This window comes from Streptomyces lushanensis, from assembly GCF_001700515.1.
GTDB lineage: Bacteria > Actinomycetota > Actinomycetes > Streptomycetales > Streptomycetaceae > Streptomyces > Streptomyces lushanensis.
On record NZ_MAUD01000073.1, the window covers coordinates 1 to 13,583 of the forward strand.

15 protein-coding genes are annotated in these 13,583 nt (G+C 69.7%); 10 read left to right on the forward strand and 5 right to left on the reverse strand.

Annotated elements, in window-relative coordinates:
* Positions 1–327 precede the first annotated feature (327 nt).
* Together BFF77_RS06455 and BFF77_RS06460 are read right to left on the reverse strand one after the other, a co-directional pair.
* Positions 328–525, reverse strand: coding sequence for a DUF5326 family protein (locus tag BFF77_RS06455; protein ID WP_066944732.1), 198 nt, complete (start codon positions 523–525; stop codon positions 328–330).
* Positions 526–763: 238 nt separating this feature from the next.
* Positions 764–1,081 (reverse strand): cupin domain-containing protein, encoded by a 318-nt coding sequence (locus BFF77_RS06460; RefSeq protein WP_066944734.1) that lies wholly within the window; start codon positions 1,079–1,081, stop codon positions 764–766.
* Positions 1,082–1,095: 14 nt separating this feature from the next.
* On the opposite strand from BFF77_RS06460, the gene BFF77_RS06465 reads away from it, so the two are divergent.
* The 5 genes from BFF77_RS06465 to BFF77_RS06485 all read left to right on the forward strand — a co-directional run bounded on the left by BFF77_RS06465 (position 1,096) and on the right by BFF77_RS06485 (position 4,801).
* Positions 1,096–1,476, forward strand: coding sequence for a phage holin family protein (locus BFF77_RS06465; RefSeq protein WP_066944735.1), 381 nt, complete (start codon positions 1,096–1,098; stop codon positions 1,474–1,476).
* Positions 1,469–1,975: a low molecular weight protein-tyrosine-phosphatase gene (locus tag BFF77_RS06470; protein WP_066944738.1), complete on the forward strand. Its 507-nt coding sequence runs from the start codon at positions 1,469–1,471 to the stop codon at positions 1,973–1,975. Before BFF77_RS06465 ends, BFF77_RS06470 begins: the two co-directional genes overlap by 8 nt.
* A complete protein-coding gene (locus BFF77_RS06475) occupies positions 1,972–3,108 on the forward strand; it encodes a cystathionine gamma-lyase (protein ID WP_066944740.1) in 1,137 nt (378 codons plus the stop codon). The genes BFF77_RS06470 and BFF77_RS06475 overlap by 4 nt, the downstream gene beginning before the upstream one ends.
* Positions 3,109–3,375: 267 nt before the next feature.
* Complete coding sequence (locus tag BFF77_RS06480) at positions 3,376–4,269, forward strand: LysR family transcriptional regulator (RefSeq protein ID WP_066944742.1); 894 nt, start codon at positions 3,376–3,378, stop codon at positions 4,267–4,269.
* 52 nt (positions 4,270–4,321) lie between these two features.
* On the forward strand, positions 4,322–4,801 hold the full coding sequence (locus BFF77_RS06485) for an NUDIX domain-containing protein (RefSeq protein WP_066944744.1): 480 nt from the start codon (positions 4,322–4,324) through the stop codon (positions 4,799–4,801).
* 23 nt (positions 4,802–4,824) lie between these two features.
* Here the strand turns inward: BFF77_RS06485 and BFF77_RS06490 are convergent, their stop codons facing one another.
* Together BFF77_RS06490 and BFF77_RS06495 are read right to left on the reverse strand one after the other, a co-directional pair.
* Positions 4,825–6,570 (reverse strand): globin domain-containing protein, encoded by a 1,746-nt coding sequence (locus BFF77_RS06490; protein WP_245703288.1) that lies wholly within the window; start codon positions 6,568–6,570, stop codon positions 4,825–4,827.
* 599 nt (positions 6,571–7,169) lie between these two features.
* A complete protein-coding gene (locus BFF77_RS06495; protein ID WP_066944746.1) occupies positions 7,170–7,811 on the reverse strand; it encodes an HAD family hydrolase in 642 nt (213 codons plus the stop codon).
* 76 nt (positions 7,812–7,887) lie between these two features.
* Here BFF77_RS06495 and BFF77_RS06500 point away from each other — a divergent pair, with 76 nt between their 5' ends.
* The 3 genes from BFF77_RS06500 to BFF77_RS06510 all read left to right on the forward strand — a co-directional run bounded on the left by BFF77_RS06500 (position 7,888) and on the right by BFF77_RS06510 (position 9,881).
* Positions 7,888–8,415: a DUF2269 domain-containing protein gene (locus tag BFF77_RS06500; RefSeq protein WP_066944748.1), complete on the forward strand. Its 528-nt coding sequence runs from the start codon at positions 7,888–7,890 to the stop codon at positions 8,413–8,415.
* A 5-nt stretch (positions 8,416–8,420) separates the two neighbouring features.
* A complete protein-coding gene (locus BFF77_RS06505) occupies positions 8,421–9,302 on the forward strand; it encodes a GNAT family N-acetyltransferase (protein ID WP_066944750.1) in 882 nt (293 codons plus the stop codon).
* Positions 9,303–9,428: 126 nt separating this feature from the next.
* Positions 9,429–9,881 (forward strand): GNAT family N-acetyltransferase, encoded by a 453-nt coding sequence (locus BFF77_RS06510; RefSeq protein WP_066944752.1) that lies wholly within the window; start codon positions 9,429–9,431, stop codon positions 9,879–9,881.
* 117 nt (positions 9,882–9,998) lie between these two features.
* Here BFF77_RS06510 and BFF77_RS06515 read toward each other — a convergent pair whose 3' ends face one another.
* Positions 9,999–11,381, reverse strand: coding sequence for a serine hydrolase domain-containing protein (locus BFF77_RS06515; protein ID WP_066944760.1), 1,383 nt, complete (start codon positions 11,379–11,381; stop codon positions 9,999–10,001).
* A gap of 195 nt (positions 11,382–11,576) precedes the next feature.
* Between BFF77_RS06515 and BFF77_RS06520 the strand changes: the two genes are divergently transcribed.
* Positions 11,577–12,953 carry a pyridoxal phosphate-dependent decarboxylase family protein gene (locus tag BFF77_RS06520; RefSeq protein ID WP_066944754.1) on the forward strand — a complete coding sequence of 459 codons (1,377 nt, stop codon included), beginning with the start codon at positions 11,577–11,579 and terminating at the stop codon, positions 12,951–12,953.
* Positions 12,954–12,988: 35 nt separating this feature from the next.
* The coding region (locus tag BFF77_RS06525; RefSeq protein WP_066944756.1) for a GNAT family N-acetyltransferase at positions 12,989–13,583 on the forward strand (595 nt) is incomplete at its 3' end.

A 13,583-nucleotide genomic window follows, 5' to 3' on the forward strand; every position in this document is an offset into this window, starting at 1 on the left:
CCCGCGGGGGCCGCCCCCGCGCGCCCGCCGCGCCCCTGAGGGGACCGGGGAACGGTGGGATTTGTCACTCTAGGGGCAGGCCGCTCCCCGGGATGGTTTCCGGTTCACCTTTCCCTCGCGCGGGCTAACGGCCGTACGCGCGGTCTGTCCTACAAGTCCGCGTCGGTCCCGTCCGCGGGGTCCCTGCCGGCCGCCCGGCGACGACCGGACAGGGCCCGGGACCGGACAAGGCCCGGACAGGACCGGGGCCTGGGAAGCGGGGCCGGACGGGCCCTGGGAAGCGGGCCCTGGGAAGCGGGGCCTTGGCAGGACGGGGCCGGACGGGACCTACGAGGACATGAACTTCCGTACGACATAGATGAGTCCGCCGACAAGTGCCACAAAGATCAGCAGCTTGAAGAGCACGCCGATCACAAACGCGACCACGCTCATGATCAGTCCACCGAACACGACGACGGCGATCACGGGCACCGCGATCCACTTCACCCACCAGGGCAACCCCGTGAGTAGCTCCCGAACCGCCATCGTCCTTACCTCGCTTCACCGAGTGACTCATGTATCTGCCCTTGCACCATCGATGCTAGAGCCGAGGGGGCGGTGGCGGAGCCCGTGCCGCCCCCGCTCTCCCCTGATCCGACCCTGAGGCAGCCCTGAGAAGAAGGCAGCCCGGAGAAGGCCGGTCGATTCCCTGGTCGATTCCCCGTCGGTCGATTTCCTGTCAGGCGGTCAGCTCTCGGGCGGTCAGCTCTCAGGTCTCGGGCGGTCAGCTCTCAGGCGGAGAGAACACCACCATCACCCTTAGATCCTCGGTGATGTGGTGGAACTTGTGCGCGACCCCCGCCGGTACGTACACGACGCTGCCCCGGCCGACCTGGGTCGTCTCCATTCCGACGGTGATCGACGCCCGGCCGCTCACGACGAAGTACACCTCGTCCTGCCGGTGCGGCTGCTGCGGGTCGATCTCACCGGCCTCCAGGGCGTAGAGGCCCACTGACATATTGCGTTCCCGCAGAAACTGCAGATACGCCCCGTCGTTGGCGGCACGCTCCGCCTCCAGCTCGTCCAGTCGGAATGCCTTCATGCCACGATCAGACCATGAAGAATTTCGTAGTCAAGACGATCGCCAACGCGGGTGCTCTCGCCGTGGCGATCTGGCTGGTCAAGGACATCACTCTGACCGGTGACAGCACCGGCAAGCAGGCCCTGACACTGGTGCTCGTCGCCCTGGTCTTCGGGCTGGTGAACTTCATAGTCAAGCCGGTGGTGAAGCTCCTGACACTGCCGCTGTTCATCCTCACGCTCGGACTGATCACGCTCGTGGTCAACGCCCTGATGCTGCTGCTGACCTCGTGGCTCGCCGACAAGCTGGACCTGAGCTTCCAGGTCGACGGCTTCTGGACCGCCGTGCTCGGCGGTCTGATCATCTCGATCGTGTCGTGGGCGCTGCACATGGTGCTCCCCGACGACAATGACTGACCGCCCGTACCGCGTCTGCTTCGTCTGCACCGGCAACATCTGCCGCTCGCCCATCGCCGAGTCCGTCTTCCGCGCGCGGCTGAGCGAGGCCGGTCTCGACGGGCTGGTCGAGGCGGACAGCGCCGGAACCGGCGGCTGGCACGAGGGCGACGGAGCCGACCCGCGCGCCGTGGCCGTACTGGACGCGCACGGCTATGAGAACGATCACACCGCACGGCAGTTCCACGCCTCGTGGTTCTCCCGTCTCGATCTGGTGATCGCGCTGGACGAAGGTCATCTGCGCGAGCTGCGACAGCTCGCGCCCACCGCCGCCGACGCCGCGAAGGTGCGGCTGCTGCGCTCGTACGACCCCGCCGCGGAGGCGACCGGCGATCTGGGCGTGCCCGATCCGTACTACGGGGACATCACCGGCTTCGAGGAGTGTCTGGAGCTGGTGGAGGCGGCGAGCGAAGGACTGCTCTCCGCCGTACGGGACACCATCGAGGAGGAGGCGGCATGAACGGGAACAACCCGGGTATCGGGGACGGCACTCGGGCGGTACGGGCCGGGCTGCCCGACCCGGTCACCTATGAACCGACCTTGCCTGGCCCGGTCTTCGCCGCCCACTACCATCTGCCGGGCGAACCGACCGGCCCGTACACCTATGGCCGGGACGACAATCCGACCTGGACCCATCTGGAGCGGGCCATCGGCGAGCTGGAAGCGCCGGGGAAGCCGGTGGAGACCGTGGTCTTCGCCTCCGGGATGGCCGCGATCTCGGCGGTGCTCTTCTCCCAGCTCCGGGCCGGCGACACGGTCGTACTGCCGGGCGACGGCTACCAGGCCCTGCCGTTGCTGCGCGAACGCCTTGAGGCGTACGGCGTGACGGTGCGGACGGCGCCGACCGGCGGCGATGCCCAGCTCGGCGTTCTGGCCGGCGCGCGGCTGCTCTGGATCGAGACTCCGTCCAATCCCGGCCTCGACGTCTGCGACATACGACGGCTGGTGCGGGAGGCGCATGCCGCGGGCGCGCTGGTCGCGGTCGACAACACGCTCGCCACACCGCTCGGCCAGCGGCCCCTGGAGCTCGGCGCGGACTTCTCGGTGGCCAGTGACACCAAGGGCATGACAGGCCATGGCGACATCCTGCTGGGCCATGTGACCAGCGCCGATCCGGAGCTCGCGGCGGGTGTACGGCGCTGGCGCAAGGTCGTCGGAGCGATCCCGGGGCCGATGGAGGCCTGGCTCGCGCACCGCTCGCTGGCCACGCTCCAGCTCCGGGCCGACCGTCAGTGCGCGAGCGCGCTGGTGGTGGCGCGGACGCTGCTGGAACGTGCCGAGGTGAGCGGGCTGCGCTATCCCGGGCTGCCGAGCGATCCCTCGTACCCCGTCGCCTCGCGGCAGATGCGGCGCTTCGGCTCCGTGGTCTCGTTCGTACTGCCCGACCGCGAGTGGGCCGAGCGTTTTCTCGCCGGGCTGCGGCTGGTGGACGACGCGACCAGCTTCGGCGGCGTACGGTCCACGGCCGAGCGGCGCGGCCGGTGGGGCGGCGACGCCGTACCGGAAGGCTTCATCCGGTTCTCCGTCGGCGCCGAGGACGCCGAGGACCTGGTCGCGGATGTGCTGCGCGCCCTGGACGGAGCGACCCGCTGACGCCGGGGCCCTCTGCGCTCGGACAGGACCCGGGCCCTGTCCCGGTCCGGGTCCGTGGAGGGCGGCGTTCACCGGATGAGGACGGTCCGAGCCTCCCCCCTCATGGCTCGGACCGTCCCAGGTTCCACGCGCGGAGAACCACTTGCACAAGGCTAGTTGACTCTGCGTCAGTGTCCAATCACAGTAGCGACAGCAAGCTATCGACTTATTTATAGTTGACGGCCCGAAGATGCCGCGGGGGCGAGGTACGGGACGGGAGAGCGGGACATGGACCTGGCTCTGCTGCGCACCTTTGTCACCGTGCACCGCGCCGGCTCCTTCACCCGGGCCGCGGCGCTGCTCGGTCTCTCCCAGCCCGCGGTGACCGGCCAGATCAGAACTCTCGAACGGCAGCTCGGCCGTCCGCTCTTCCTGCGCCAGGCCCGTGGGGTGACACCCACGACGATCGGCGACGAACTCGCGCACCGGGCGGCACCCCATCTCGACGCTCTGATCGAGATCGCCGAGACCGGCCTCGACGAGGAGTCCGGCGCACGGACGCTCCATCTGGCGGGGCCACCGGAGTTCACGTCCGTACGCGCGCTGCCGGCGCTCATCCCACTCACCGCCCATGGCCTCGCGCTGCGCACCTCGTTCTGCGCCAATGCCGAGGAGACCCTGGAGGGGCTGGCCGCCGGACACCATGATCTGGCCATCACCACGGCCCGGCCCCGCGGCGGACTGCTGACGTCGACTCCGCTCTGCGACGAGGAGCATGTCCTGGTCGCGGCGCCCCGCTGGGCGGCACGGCTGGGCCATACGGTTCTGCGCGAGGGCCATGTGGTGCTGGAGCAGCTCCCGGTGGTGGAGGTGCACGAGTCGCTGCCGCTCGTCTCCCGCTACTGGGCGTCCGTCTTCGACTCCCCGCCGGCCGCCGCGGGCACGGTGATCGCGCCCGATCTGCGGGCCGTGCTGGAATGCGCGGCGGCGGGCGCCGGACTGGCCGTCCTGCCCCGCTATCTCTGCGAGGGCCCGCTGGAGCGGGGCGAGGTGGTCGCGCTTCTCGACCCGCCGGTGCCTCCGCTGCGCACCTATTTCCTGGTCGTACGCACCGGCACGCTCGCGCTGCCTCCGGTCGCACGCGCGCACGAGTGGCTGCTGCGTGCTGCGGTGGACTGGTGACAGCAGGGCCGGCGGGCGTTTCAGAACCGGTGCCACGGGCGAACCTCTTCCCATGACCGAACGGCCCGTGGTCAAGCGCACCGCACGCGCCATCCTGCTCGACGGCGACGACCTGATCCTGATCAAACGCACCAAGCCAGGCGTGGATCCCTACTGGATCACACCCGGCGGCGGGGTCGAGACGACGGACTCCACCGTCGTCGACGCCCTCCACCGCGAAGTCCACGAGGAGCTGGGCGCCAAGATCATCGATGTGGTGCCGTGCTTCGTCGACACCGTGGAACATATCGCCGACGGCGGCGTGACCGGCGTCAAGGTGCAGCACTTCTTCGTCTGCCGGCTGGAGTCGATGGACATCTCCCTGCGGCACGGCCCCGAGGTGGACGAGCCCTGCGGGGAGTACGAGATCGTCCGGGTGCCGTTCAGCCGGGTCGGGATCGCCGCCGTCCATCTCGTACCGCTCTCGCTGCGGCACTATCTCGACGGCAACATCGAGGGCGTGCGCGCGATGCACGCCCCCGATCTCGGCTGAGGACCCGTTCCTGCCCGGCCGGCTCAGTTGGCGGCGGCCACCAGCTCTTCGAGGGAGTCGTGGCGGATCCGCTCGGACGGGATCCCGGCGCCCTTGAGCGCGTCGAGGCCGCTGCGGATCATCCCCGGCGGACCGGACAGATACGCGTCGTACTCATGCCACGGACCGTGCTCGCGCACCGCCTCGGGAAGCTGTCCCGTGAGGCCCAGGCTGGGGCCCTCCGCGACCACCGGGCGTACGGAGAGCCACGAATGCTCGCTCTCCAGCCGCAGCATCGTCTCGATGTCGTACAGGTCCTGATCGCTGCGCGCACCGTAGAAGACCTCGACCGGGCGCCGGTGGCCGTGCTCGGCGACATCCTCGACAAGCGCCTTGATGGGCGCGATGCCGGTGCCTCCGCCCAGACAGAGCAGACCGTTGTGGCTGCTGTGGTCGACGATCATCGAGCCGGCGGGCGGTCCGAGACGGAGCACATCACCGGGACCGGCGCGATGGACCAGGGCGTTGGAGACCCAGCCCGCCGGGACGGCCTTGACATGGAAGGAGAGCAGTCCGTCCGGGCGCGGTGCCGAGGCGAAGGAGTAGTGCCGCCAGACCCGGGGCCACCAGGGCGTCTCCAGACTCGTGTACTGCCCCGCGAGGAAGGGGTACGGCTGGTCGGGCCGGACGGTGACGACGGCGATGTCGGCGGTGCGCAGCTCGTGCGAGACCACTTCGGCCTGCCACCAGGCCGGAGCGTGCAGTTCGTTCTCGGCGGCGGCGTCGATCATGATCTGCGAGATGGTCGTGTACGTCCTGACCCAGGCGCCCTCGGTCTCTTCGTCCCAGATGGCGGAGCCGTAGCGGGTCAGCGCGCCGATCAGGGCCTCGCCCACGGCCGGGTAGTGCGTCGGCTGTGTGCCGTACTTACGGTGCCCACGGCCCAGCTGGCGCAGATAGCCCGTCAGGACGTCGGGGGTGTCCATGTGCTCGGCGGCGGTGAGCAGCGCCTTGAGAAGGCGGTCGCGCTGGGCGTCCATGGCCGCGGGGAACAGATTGCGCAGATCCGGATGGCGGACGAAGAGAAGGGCGTAGAAGTAGGAGGTGAGCTGGTCGGCGACAGGAGCGACCTCCTCCAGCGTGCGGCGGATGAGGATCGCGTCGGGGGACGCGTTGCGGTCCTCCGGGAAGAGGGAGGGCGTGGGTGCGGCGACGGACGGCTGGGTGGCGGGGGCCGCCGGCGGAGCTTCCGGAGGCAGCGCGGCCGATACCGGGACCTCCTGCGGCAGCGGCCCGGCCGTCCGGAGCTCGGAGGCGCCCGTCTCGGTGCGGCCGGTCTCGGCGGGGCCAGCCTCGGTGCGGCTGGTCTCGGTACGGCTGGTCTCGACGGCGTCCGGCTGGGGGACACGCGTGTCCGTGGCCTCCGGCTCGGAAGCACGCCCCTGCGCGTCCGGCTCCGGCTGCCTCGGCCGTGCCGGTGGCCCGGTGGTCTCCTGTACGGCCTGGGGGCGCGCCTCGGGAGGTCCTACGGGATCGGTCGGGGCCGTGGCCGACGGGGCCGAGGCCGACTCCGAGGGGAGCGGCTGAGCCGGGATCGGCGGGGCGGGCTCCGGTCGGCCGACGGCGGACCGTACGGCGGCCTCCGCGGCGGCCTGTGAGACGGGTCCCCGCTCTCTGTCCGTCTCGGCCGTGGTGACGGGGCCCTCGGGGACCGGCGGATGCGCGGCCGGTCCGTCACCGCCACGGGATCCCTTGGCGCGCGGGCGAAAGGCGTCGGGAACTTCGTCCACCGGTGCCGGAGGGCCGGGGACGGTCTCCGTACGCGCGTCATGCCCTGCGGGTCCTTCACGCGATGGCCGCGCGGGACGCGTCGCCCCGGAACCGACCGGGCGTATGGAGGCGAGTGAGCGACTCGGCACGCGTATTCGCCCCCGGCCGGCCGGCTGTGCCGCATCGCCTGCCGGTCCGCCTGCCGTGCCGGAGTCACTGCGGCCCTCGGCACTCGGCGTCCTGCGGGGAGCGAACCAGCCGCCCTTTCCGCCGTCTCCGGAAGTGCCGTTGTCGGCCGACGTGGTGGTCGGAGCGTCCATGGTGTGCCTCGCCTCGAACATCTTTCGGTCGGTCTGCGCACTTCCGCTGGCCCGGAATACGCTAGCAATTCCCCGCTCGACTAGGACTGTTGGCAGCCCACATTAGCCTCCGCCGCGCTCCCGTTCCCTGCCGTCGCAGCATGACAGGGAACGTCGACGGATGGGACAAAGAGCGTGAAGTGCGGCCATCCGTACCGGATTTACCGTTAGGCTGCATTGCTCCTGTGCCCATTCGCGGTTTCCAGCCGCGTTTCCCACGGCCCTCGGGTCAGCGTATTACTGTCCGGGAGGCACGTGGGTCACCGCGCGGGGCAAACCAGTTCATAGGCCTCACGCAGATCGCCGCCGCTGTACGTGTGCGTGGCGAGCCCCGACAGATGGTGGTCCGCATTCACCGCCACCGCCCTGGGCACCGCCGCGAAGATCTCGGCGTCCGACATGGAATCACCGTACGCAACGCAGTCGTCCAGGCTTACCCCGAACTCTGCACACAGCCGGTTCGCGATCTTCACTTTGGCCGCCGGGTTGAGAATGCCCGCCCGGTCGACCGGCTCGCTGAAAGGCAGAACCGGCCAGCGCGAACCATGGGCGGCATGCGCGCCCCAGTCCAGCAGCCGTGTGACAAAGAAGTCGGGCGAGAGGGAGATAACGGCACAGTAATCTCCTTGGCTCCGGATATCCGCCCAGACCTCCCGTATCCCGGTCAGCCAGGGCGCTCCCTCAAAGGCCGCCGCTACCTGCTCCATGGTCAGATCGGCCCAGAGCGCCCTCGCCCGTACCGCGAACTCATCCGGGGCCATCCCCCGGGAGAGGAACTCGCTCTCCAGCTCGGCGATCTCGGCGCTCAGCCCGAGCTGCCGTGAGATCTCCACCGCGGCGGCCGAACCGCGGATGAGTGTTCCATCAAGGTCGAAGAGATGCAGTCTGCGTACGCTCGCCATGTACGCCGAGGTTAGTACGTACGGTTACTCCCGTCGTCAGACGCCCTTCTGTCGGCCGCAGGGCACCGTGTTTCACGTGAAACACCTCAAACGGCCCGTCCGCCGGGCCCTCCTGGTCGTCCATGTCGCTACGTCTGTGAGCTGGCTCGGGCTCACGGTCGGTCTGCTGACACTCGGCGTGACCGCCTTCCGCACAAGCGACGCCACCACCACCCGGACCGCTTACCGGGCCATGAAGATCCTCGTCGACTGGCCGATCATCCCGGTGGCCCTGCTCGCGCTGATCAGCGGACTGGTGCTCTCGCTCGGTACACCGTGGGGTCTGGCCCGGCATCGATGGGTGTGGATCAAGTTCTGGCTCACACTGATCACCTTCGGCGCCACGGTCTTCGCCCTGCGGCCGGGCATCCATACAGCCGCGGCCACGGGGATACCCGACCCGAGCCTGGTCGCCGCGCCCTCGGTGGCCACCTCCGCCTATCTCCTGATGACCGCGATCTCGGTGCTCAAGCCCTGGGGACTGACCCGGCGCGGGCGACGCCTCAGGGCTGTACCAACTTCCCGCAAACCGGTGGACGAACGATCATCGGCTGCGACAGCCTGATCCCCATGCCGACATCACTCTCCGTGCTGCCCATCCGCCGTCTCACCTTGGATGACCTCGTCTCCTGTGCGGATCTCGCCGAGGACCGTGGGTGGGCCCGGGAGGAGCACAGATGGGGTCTGCTGCTGACGGCGAGCACCGGATACGGCATCGATGCCCCTGAGGGCAAGGGCCTCGCCGCCGTCTGTGTGATCACCTCGTACGGATCCTCGGGCGCCGCACGGGGACTCGCGGCGATCGGCATGATGCTGGTCGCCGGGCGCCATGCCCGGCAGGGACTCGGACGGCGGCTGATGACTCATGCGATGCGCGAGGCCGGAGGCACCCCGCTCATGCTGCATGCCACGCAGTACGGCCGACCGCTCTATCAACAGCTCGGCTTCACCGCTGTCACCGAGACCGAGACGGTGCTGGGGCACTTCCGGTCTCCGGAGACCGCGCCATCAGTGATGACGCGGCCCGCTGCCGCCGGCGATCTGCCGACGATCGTGCGTCTGGACACCGGGATCTTCGGGGTCGACCGCACCCATATGATCGCCCGCCTCCCTGCCTTCGCGGACCGGCTCGGAGTCGCGGAGGACAGCTCCGGGCTCATCGGATACGGCGCGGTCTGGCCCACTCAGGAGGCGCATGTGATCGGCCCGCTGGTCGCCGACAACACGGAGACCGCGAAAGCGCTGATCTGCTCGCTGGTCGCTTCACTCGGCCCCGGACCGCACCGGCCGGTGCGTACGGTGATCGATGTACGCCATGAGGAACTGCTGGGCTGGGTGAAGGAGCACGGTCTGGCGCCGACGACCCGTACCACGACAATGGTCCACGGCATCCCGGATCTGCCCGGTGACTGGACCAGGCGGTTCGCGCCGCTGAACCTGGCGACGGGCTGAATCGCGCAGGCTGAACCATACGACGGCCCCTTGTGGTGCCGACTCCCCCATCCGGTCGGGAGCGCGGGAAGCCATCGCGGGAAGCCTCGGGGCCGTCCGCTCCGCCTCCGGCGTAGTCTGCGGATCATGAGCGACCTGGAGATACGGCCCGCCGCCCTCGACGACCTGACCGCCATCGTGGCGATGCTCGCGGACGACCCACTGGGCGCCCAGCGTGAGTCCCAGGACGACCTCACCCCGTATGCCGCGGCCTATGAGCGTCTGGCCCGCGACCCGAACCAGCAATTGATGGTGGCTGTGCGCGAGGGCCGGGTGGTCGGGACGCTCCAGCTCACCCTCGTTCCCGGACTCTCCCGGCGCGGTGCCCTCCGTTCGATCATCGAGGGCGTACGCGTGCATGGCGATGAGCGTGGCAGCGGGCTCGGCACTCGGTTCATCGAGTGGGCGATCGATGAATCCCGCCGCCAGGGCTGTCAGCTGGTCCAGCTCACATCCGACGCGAGCCGGACCGATGCCCACCGCTTCTACGAACGGCTGGGCTTCACCGCCTCTCATGTGGGCTTCAAGCTCCAGCTCTGACCGACGCCTTCATGGAGCCGGCAGGATCCGCGCGTCCGAGAAGTCCAGGATCCGAGGTGTGCGCCATACACCGGAAAGACCGCCCTCGCCTGTTTCACGTGAAACATCCGGCTTGTTTCACGGCGTCAGACCACGCCAGCCTCCGTCGTCCACGCCACCGGGCACATCCGCCGCGGCGTCATACGGCTGACGGGTGAAGACGAACGAACCGAGGTCGAGATGGTCCACAGAACCGTCCGCCCGACGCACCACACGCAAGGTCTCCCCCGCGTAATAGCCGTCACGCCCCGTCCAGGTGCCGTCCGGCTGCATGCCAAAGAGTGAGCCTCGCCCACCGCCGCGCAGCGGACGCAGTTCCACGCCTCGGTCCGCCGTCAGCTTCAGCCCGAAGGGCTGCGTACCCCAGTACCACGGTCCGGTCAGCTCCAGCAGCTTCTGATCAACCGTCGGCAGCGGACGCCAGGGCTCAGGGATCCGGGGCTCTGCCTCCACCACGATCCCGATCAGATCCGAGGCGACCAGCCCGACGACCGGTCCCGAGGTGGCGTTGGCGAGCACCACCGCTGCCACCCCGTCCTCCACACCGACCCAGAGAGAGGCGACAAAGCCGGGCAGCGACCCCGTATGCCCGGCCAGGCTGCGACCGCCCCGGTGGGCCAACTGCACGCCGAGCCCATAGCCGCCGTCCCACTGCCCGGCCTCCGGTGGAGCGGACGGTGCCCGCATCTCCCGTACGGACTCCGGGCTCAGGACCTTGGCATCGCCCTCGGCGAGAAACCCGGCGAAGCGGCAGAGATCGGCGGCTGTCGACCAGAGCTGACCGGCCGGGGCCATCAGCCCGAGATCCATGGCGGGCTCGGGCAGCATCACATCCGCCCAGGGATGCACGGCCCAGCCTCCGGCGTGCGGGACCACGGGCCGGGTGGTGGTACGGCTCATTCCCAGCGGTTCCAGGATCTCTCGCCGCAGCACCTCCTCCCAGGACGCGCCCCGCACCGCCTCGATCAGCGAACCGAGCAGGGCGTAGCCCGGGTTGGAGTAGTGGTGACGGCGTCCTGCGGGGTGGAGCACGGGCCGCTCGCCGAGGACATCGGAGAGTTCCGGGCGCACCGAGCCCGGTGTCCGCTCCCACCAGGGCGCCGGGCTCTCGGCGGCCAGCCCCGCGGTGTGGTCGAGAAGCTGGGCGACGGTGACCTCACCCACTCCTGTGCCCGGAAGGTGCTTCTCCAGGGGATCACCGAGATCGAGCAGCCCCTCGTCGCGCAGCCGCAGCACCAGTACGGCGGTGAAGGTCTTGGTGATCGACCCGACGCGGTACTGGGTGTCGGCGTCCGGGGCATGTCCGTCCACACAGGTACGGGAGTCCGTCCAGACCATCCGTCCCTCGCGCGCCACCGCCGCGACCAGCGAGGGAGCGCGTCCTGCGGTCTGTGCGAGGGCGATGCGGTGCAGCAGGGCTCGCCGGGTGCCGGGCAGCAGGTCTTCGAAGGGTGATGTCATGCCCCACATCTACCGGTGCCACCCCAGGGAGTCGACTTCATTTCGCGCGGAGCCCAAGAGCATTCCGCCCGGCCCCGAAGAGCCGATACCGGACGAGTCGACGCGCGTTGCGCGGGGCTTGCGGGCCGACCCGTATACGTACTCCTACGTACGTGCGAGTCGTCCGTCCAAGTCGTATGTCCGGGAAGGCTGACCGTGGATCTTCGCTACTGGCTGCCGCGCGCGGTGGATGTGGCCGAGCAATGGGGCGAGCGGTTCGGTCCCTTCGAGGCACATACGGCACATCAGGTCGGCGACGAGGCGTTCGCCGACGCGTTCGAGCGGTTCGCCAAGCGGATGGAGGACAACTACCCGTTCTTCCATCCGCGTTACGCCGGACAGATGGTGAAGCCGCCGCATCCCGCCGCCGTCGTCGGCTATCTCACGGCGATGCTGTTCAACCCCAACAACCATGCGGCCGAGGGCGGTCCCGCGACCACCGAGATGGAGCGCGAGTGCATCGCCGCGCTCGCCGGGATGTTCGGTCTGCCCGCGCATGTCGGTCACCTGACGACGAGCGGCACGATGGCGAATCTCGAAGCGCTGTATGTGGCCCGCCGGCTGCATCCGGACCGCGGGGTGGCCTACAGCTCGGAGTGCCACTACACGCATGAGCGGATGTGCGAGGTCCTGGGCGTCGAGGGCCACCGGGTGGCGGTCGACGCGTACGGCCGCATCGATCTGGACGCCCTGGAGAGCCTGCTCAGGACGGGCCGGGTGGGCACGGTGGTGGTGACGACGGGTACCACGGGCCTGGGGGCTGTGGACCCGGTGCACGAGGTGCTGCCCCTGGCCCGGCGATATGGGGCACGGGTGCATGTCGACGCGGCGTACGGCGGCTTCTACGCGCTTCTGGGACGGGCGGACGCTCCCGAGGGCATCGACCCGAGGCCCTGGCAGGCGGTGGCGGAGTGCGACTCGGTCGTGGTGGACCCGCACAAGCACGGGCTTCAGCCGTACGGCTGCGGCGCGGTGCTGTTCCCCGACCCTCGCGCTGGCCGGCACTTCGCGCACGACTCGCCGTACACCTACTTCACCGACGCCGAGGTGCATCTGGGCGAGATCAGCCTGGAGTGCTCCCGGGCCGGAGCCGCGGCGGCGGGCCTGTGGCTGACCCTTCAGCTCCTCCCGCTGACTCCGGACGGCTTCGGGGCGATCCTCGCGGCCAACCGTCGCGCGGCACTGCGGTGGGCGGATCTGCTGGAGTCGTCGGACGCCCTGGAGCTGTACCAGCGCCCCGATCTCGACATCGTCACCTACTTCCCGACGACCCGGCCGGCCTCGCTGTCCGCCGTCGACGCGGCGTCCGGACGTCTGCTGCAAGGCGGCATGACCGCTCACAACGAGCCGGTCTTCCTGAGTGTGCTCCGTACGGACGCCGAGGCGTTCGTACGCCGGCATCCGCGGATCGTCCGCGACGCCGATGCGGCACGGGTAATGCGCAGTGTCCTGATCAAGCCGGAGGCCGAGCACTATCTCGACCGCCTGCACGCCCGGGTGGAGCAACTCGCCGTCCGCGGCGAGGAGCGGTAGCGCACGGCCCCCGCACCGCCTTCCGGAGGGAATCGTTGTCCACGTTCGAAAGTCCGCCGCGTGGTGTCCTGGGCCTGGGCCGTCCAGCCAGACCGGACACCGATGATCTGGCCGCCCTGCTGGCCGCGGCCTTCCACGACGATGCACTGACCCGCTGGCTCATTCCGGACGACGGGACCCGGGCGGAATTGCTGCCCGGTCTGTTCCGTGTCTTCGTCGATGTCTCGCACGACTACGACGGAGTGGCTCTCTCCCCGTGCGGCGACGCGGTGATGCTGTTTCTGCCGCCAGGGGCCTCCAAGGAGGTGGACGCGCGCGGGGACGAGCTGGAACGGCGGTTCGCCGATGCCCTCGGTGAGTACGCCGGGGCGCTGGGGACCATCGTCGGGCTCCAGTCCGAGCGCCATCCTGCCGATCCTCCGCACTACTACGCCTCGTTCGGGGCGGTCCGCCCGGCGCGGCAGCGGAACGGCCTGCTCTCCGTTCTGCTCCAGGAGCTGATCGACCGTGCCGACCGGGAAGGCCACCCGGTGTACGCGGAGGCCAGTTCACCCGGTGGTGAGGCGCTCTGCCTCCGGCAGGGTTTCGTGCCGCTCGGCGGCGACATCACCCTGCCGGACGGCAGAGCGC

Coding starts and splice junctions, on each gene's coding strand:
- BFF77_RS06480 (WP_066944742.1), top strand. CDS start 3,376: ATGGACCTGGCTCTGCTGCGCACCTTTGTCACCGTGCACCGCGCCGGC.
- BFF77_RS06505 (WP_066944750.1), top strand. CDS start 8,421: ATGCCGACATCACTCTCCGTGCTGCCCATCCGCCGTCTCACCTTGGAT.
- BFF77_RS06470 (WP_066944738.1), top strand. CDS start 1,469: ATGACTGACCGCCCGTACCGCGTCTGCTTCGTCTGCACCGGCAACATC.
- BFF77_RS06475 (WP_066944740.1), top strand. CDS start 1,972: ATGAACGGGAACAACCCGGGTATCGGGGACGGCACTCGGGCGGTACGG.
- BFF77_RS06485 (WP_066944744.1), top strand. CDS start 4,322: ATGACCGAACGGCCCGTGGTCAAGCGCACCGCACGCGCCATCCTGCTC.
- BFF77_RS06455 (WP_066944732.1), bottom strand. CDS start 525: ATGGCGGTTCGGGAGCTACTCACGGGGTTGCCCTGGTGGGTGAAGTGG.
- BFF77_RS06510 (WP_066944752.1), top strand. CDS start 9,429: ATGAGCGACCTGGAGATACGGCCCGCCGCCCTCGACGACCTGACCGCC.
- BFF77_RS06515 (WP_066944760.1), bottom strand. CDS start 11,381: ATGACATCACCCTTCGAAGACCTGCTGCCCGGCACCCGGCGAGCCCTG.
- BFF77_RS06465 (WP_066944735.1), top strand. CDS start 1,096: ATGAAGAATTTCGTAGTCAAGACGATCGCCAACGCGGGTGCTCTCGCC.
- BFF77_RS06460 (WP_066944734.1), bottom strand. CDS start 1,081: ATGAAGGCATTCCGACTGGACGAGCTGGAGGCGGAGCGTGCCGCCAAC.
- BFF77_RS06495 (WP_066944746.1), bottom strand. CDS start 7,811: ATGGCGAGCGTACGCAGACTGCATCTCTTCGACCTTGATGGAACACTC.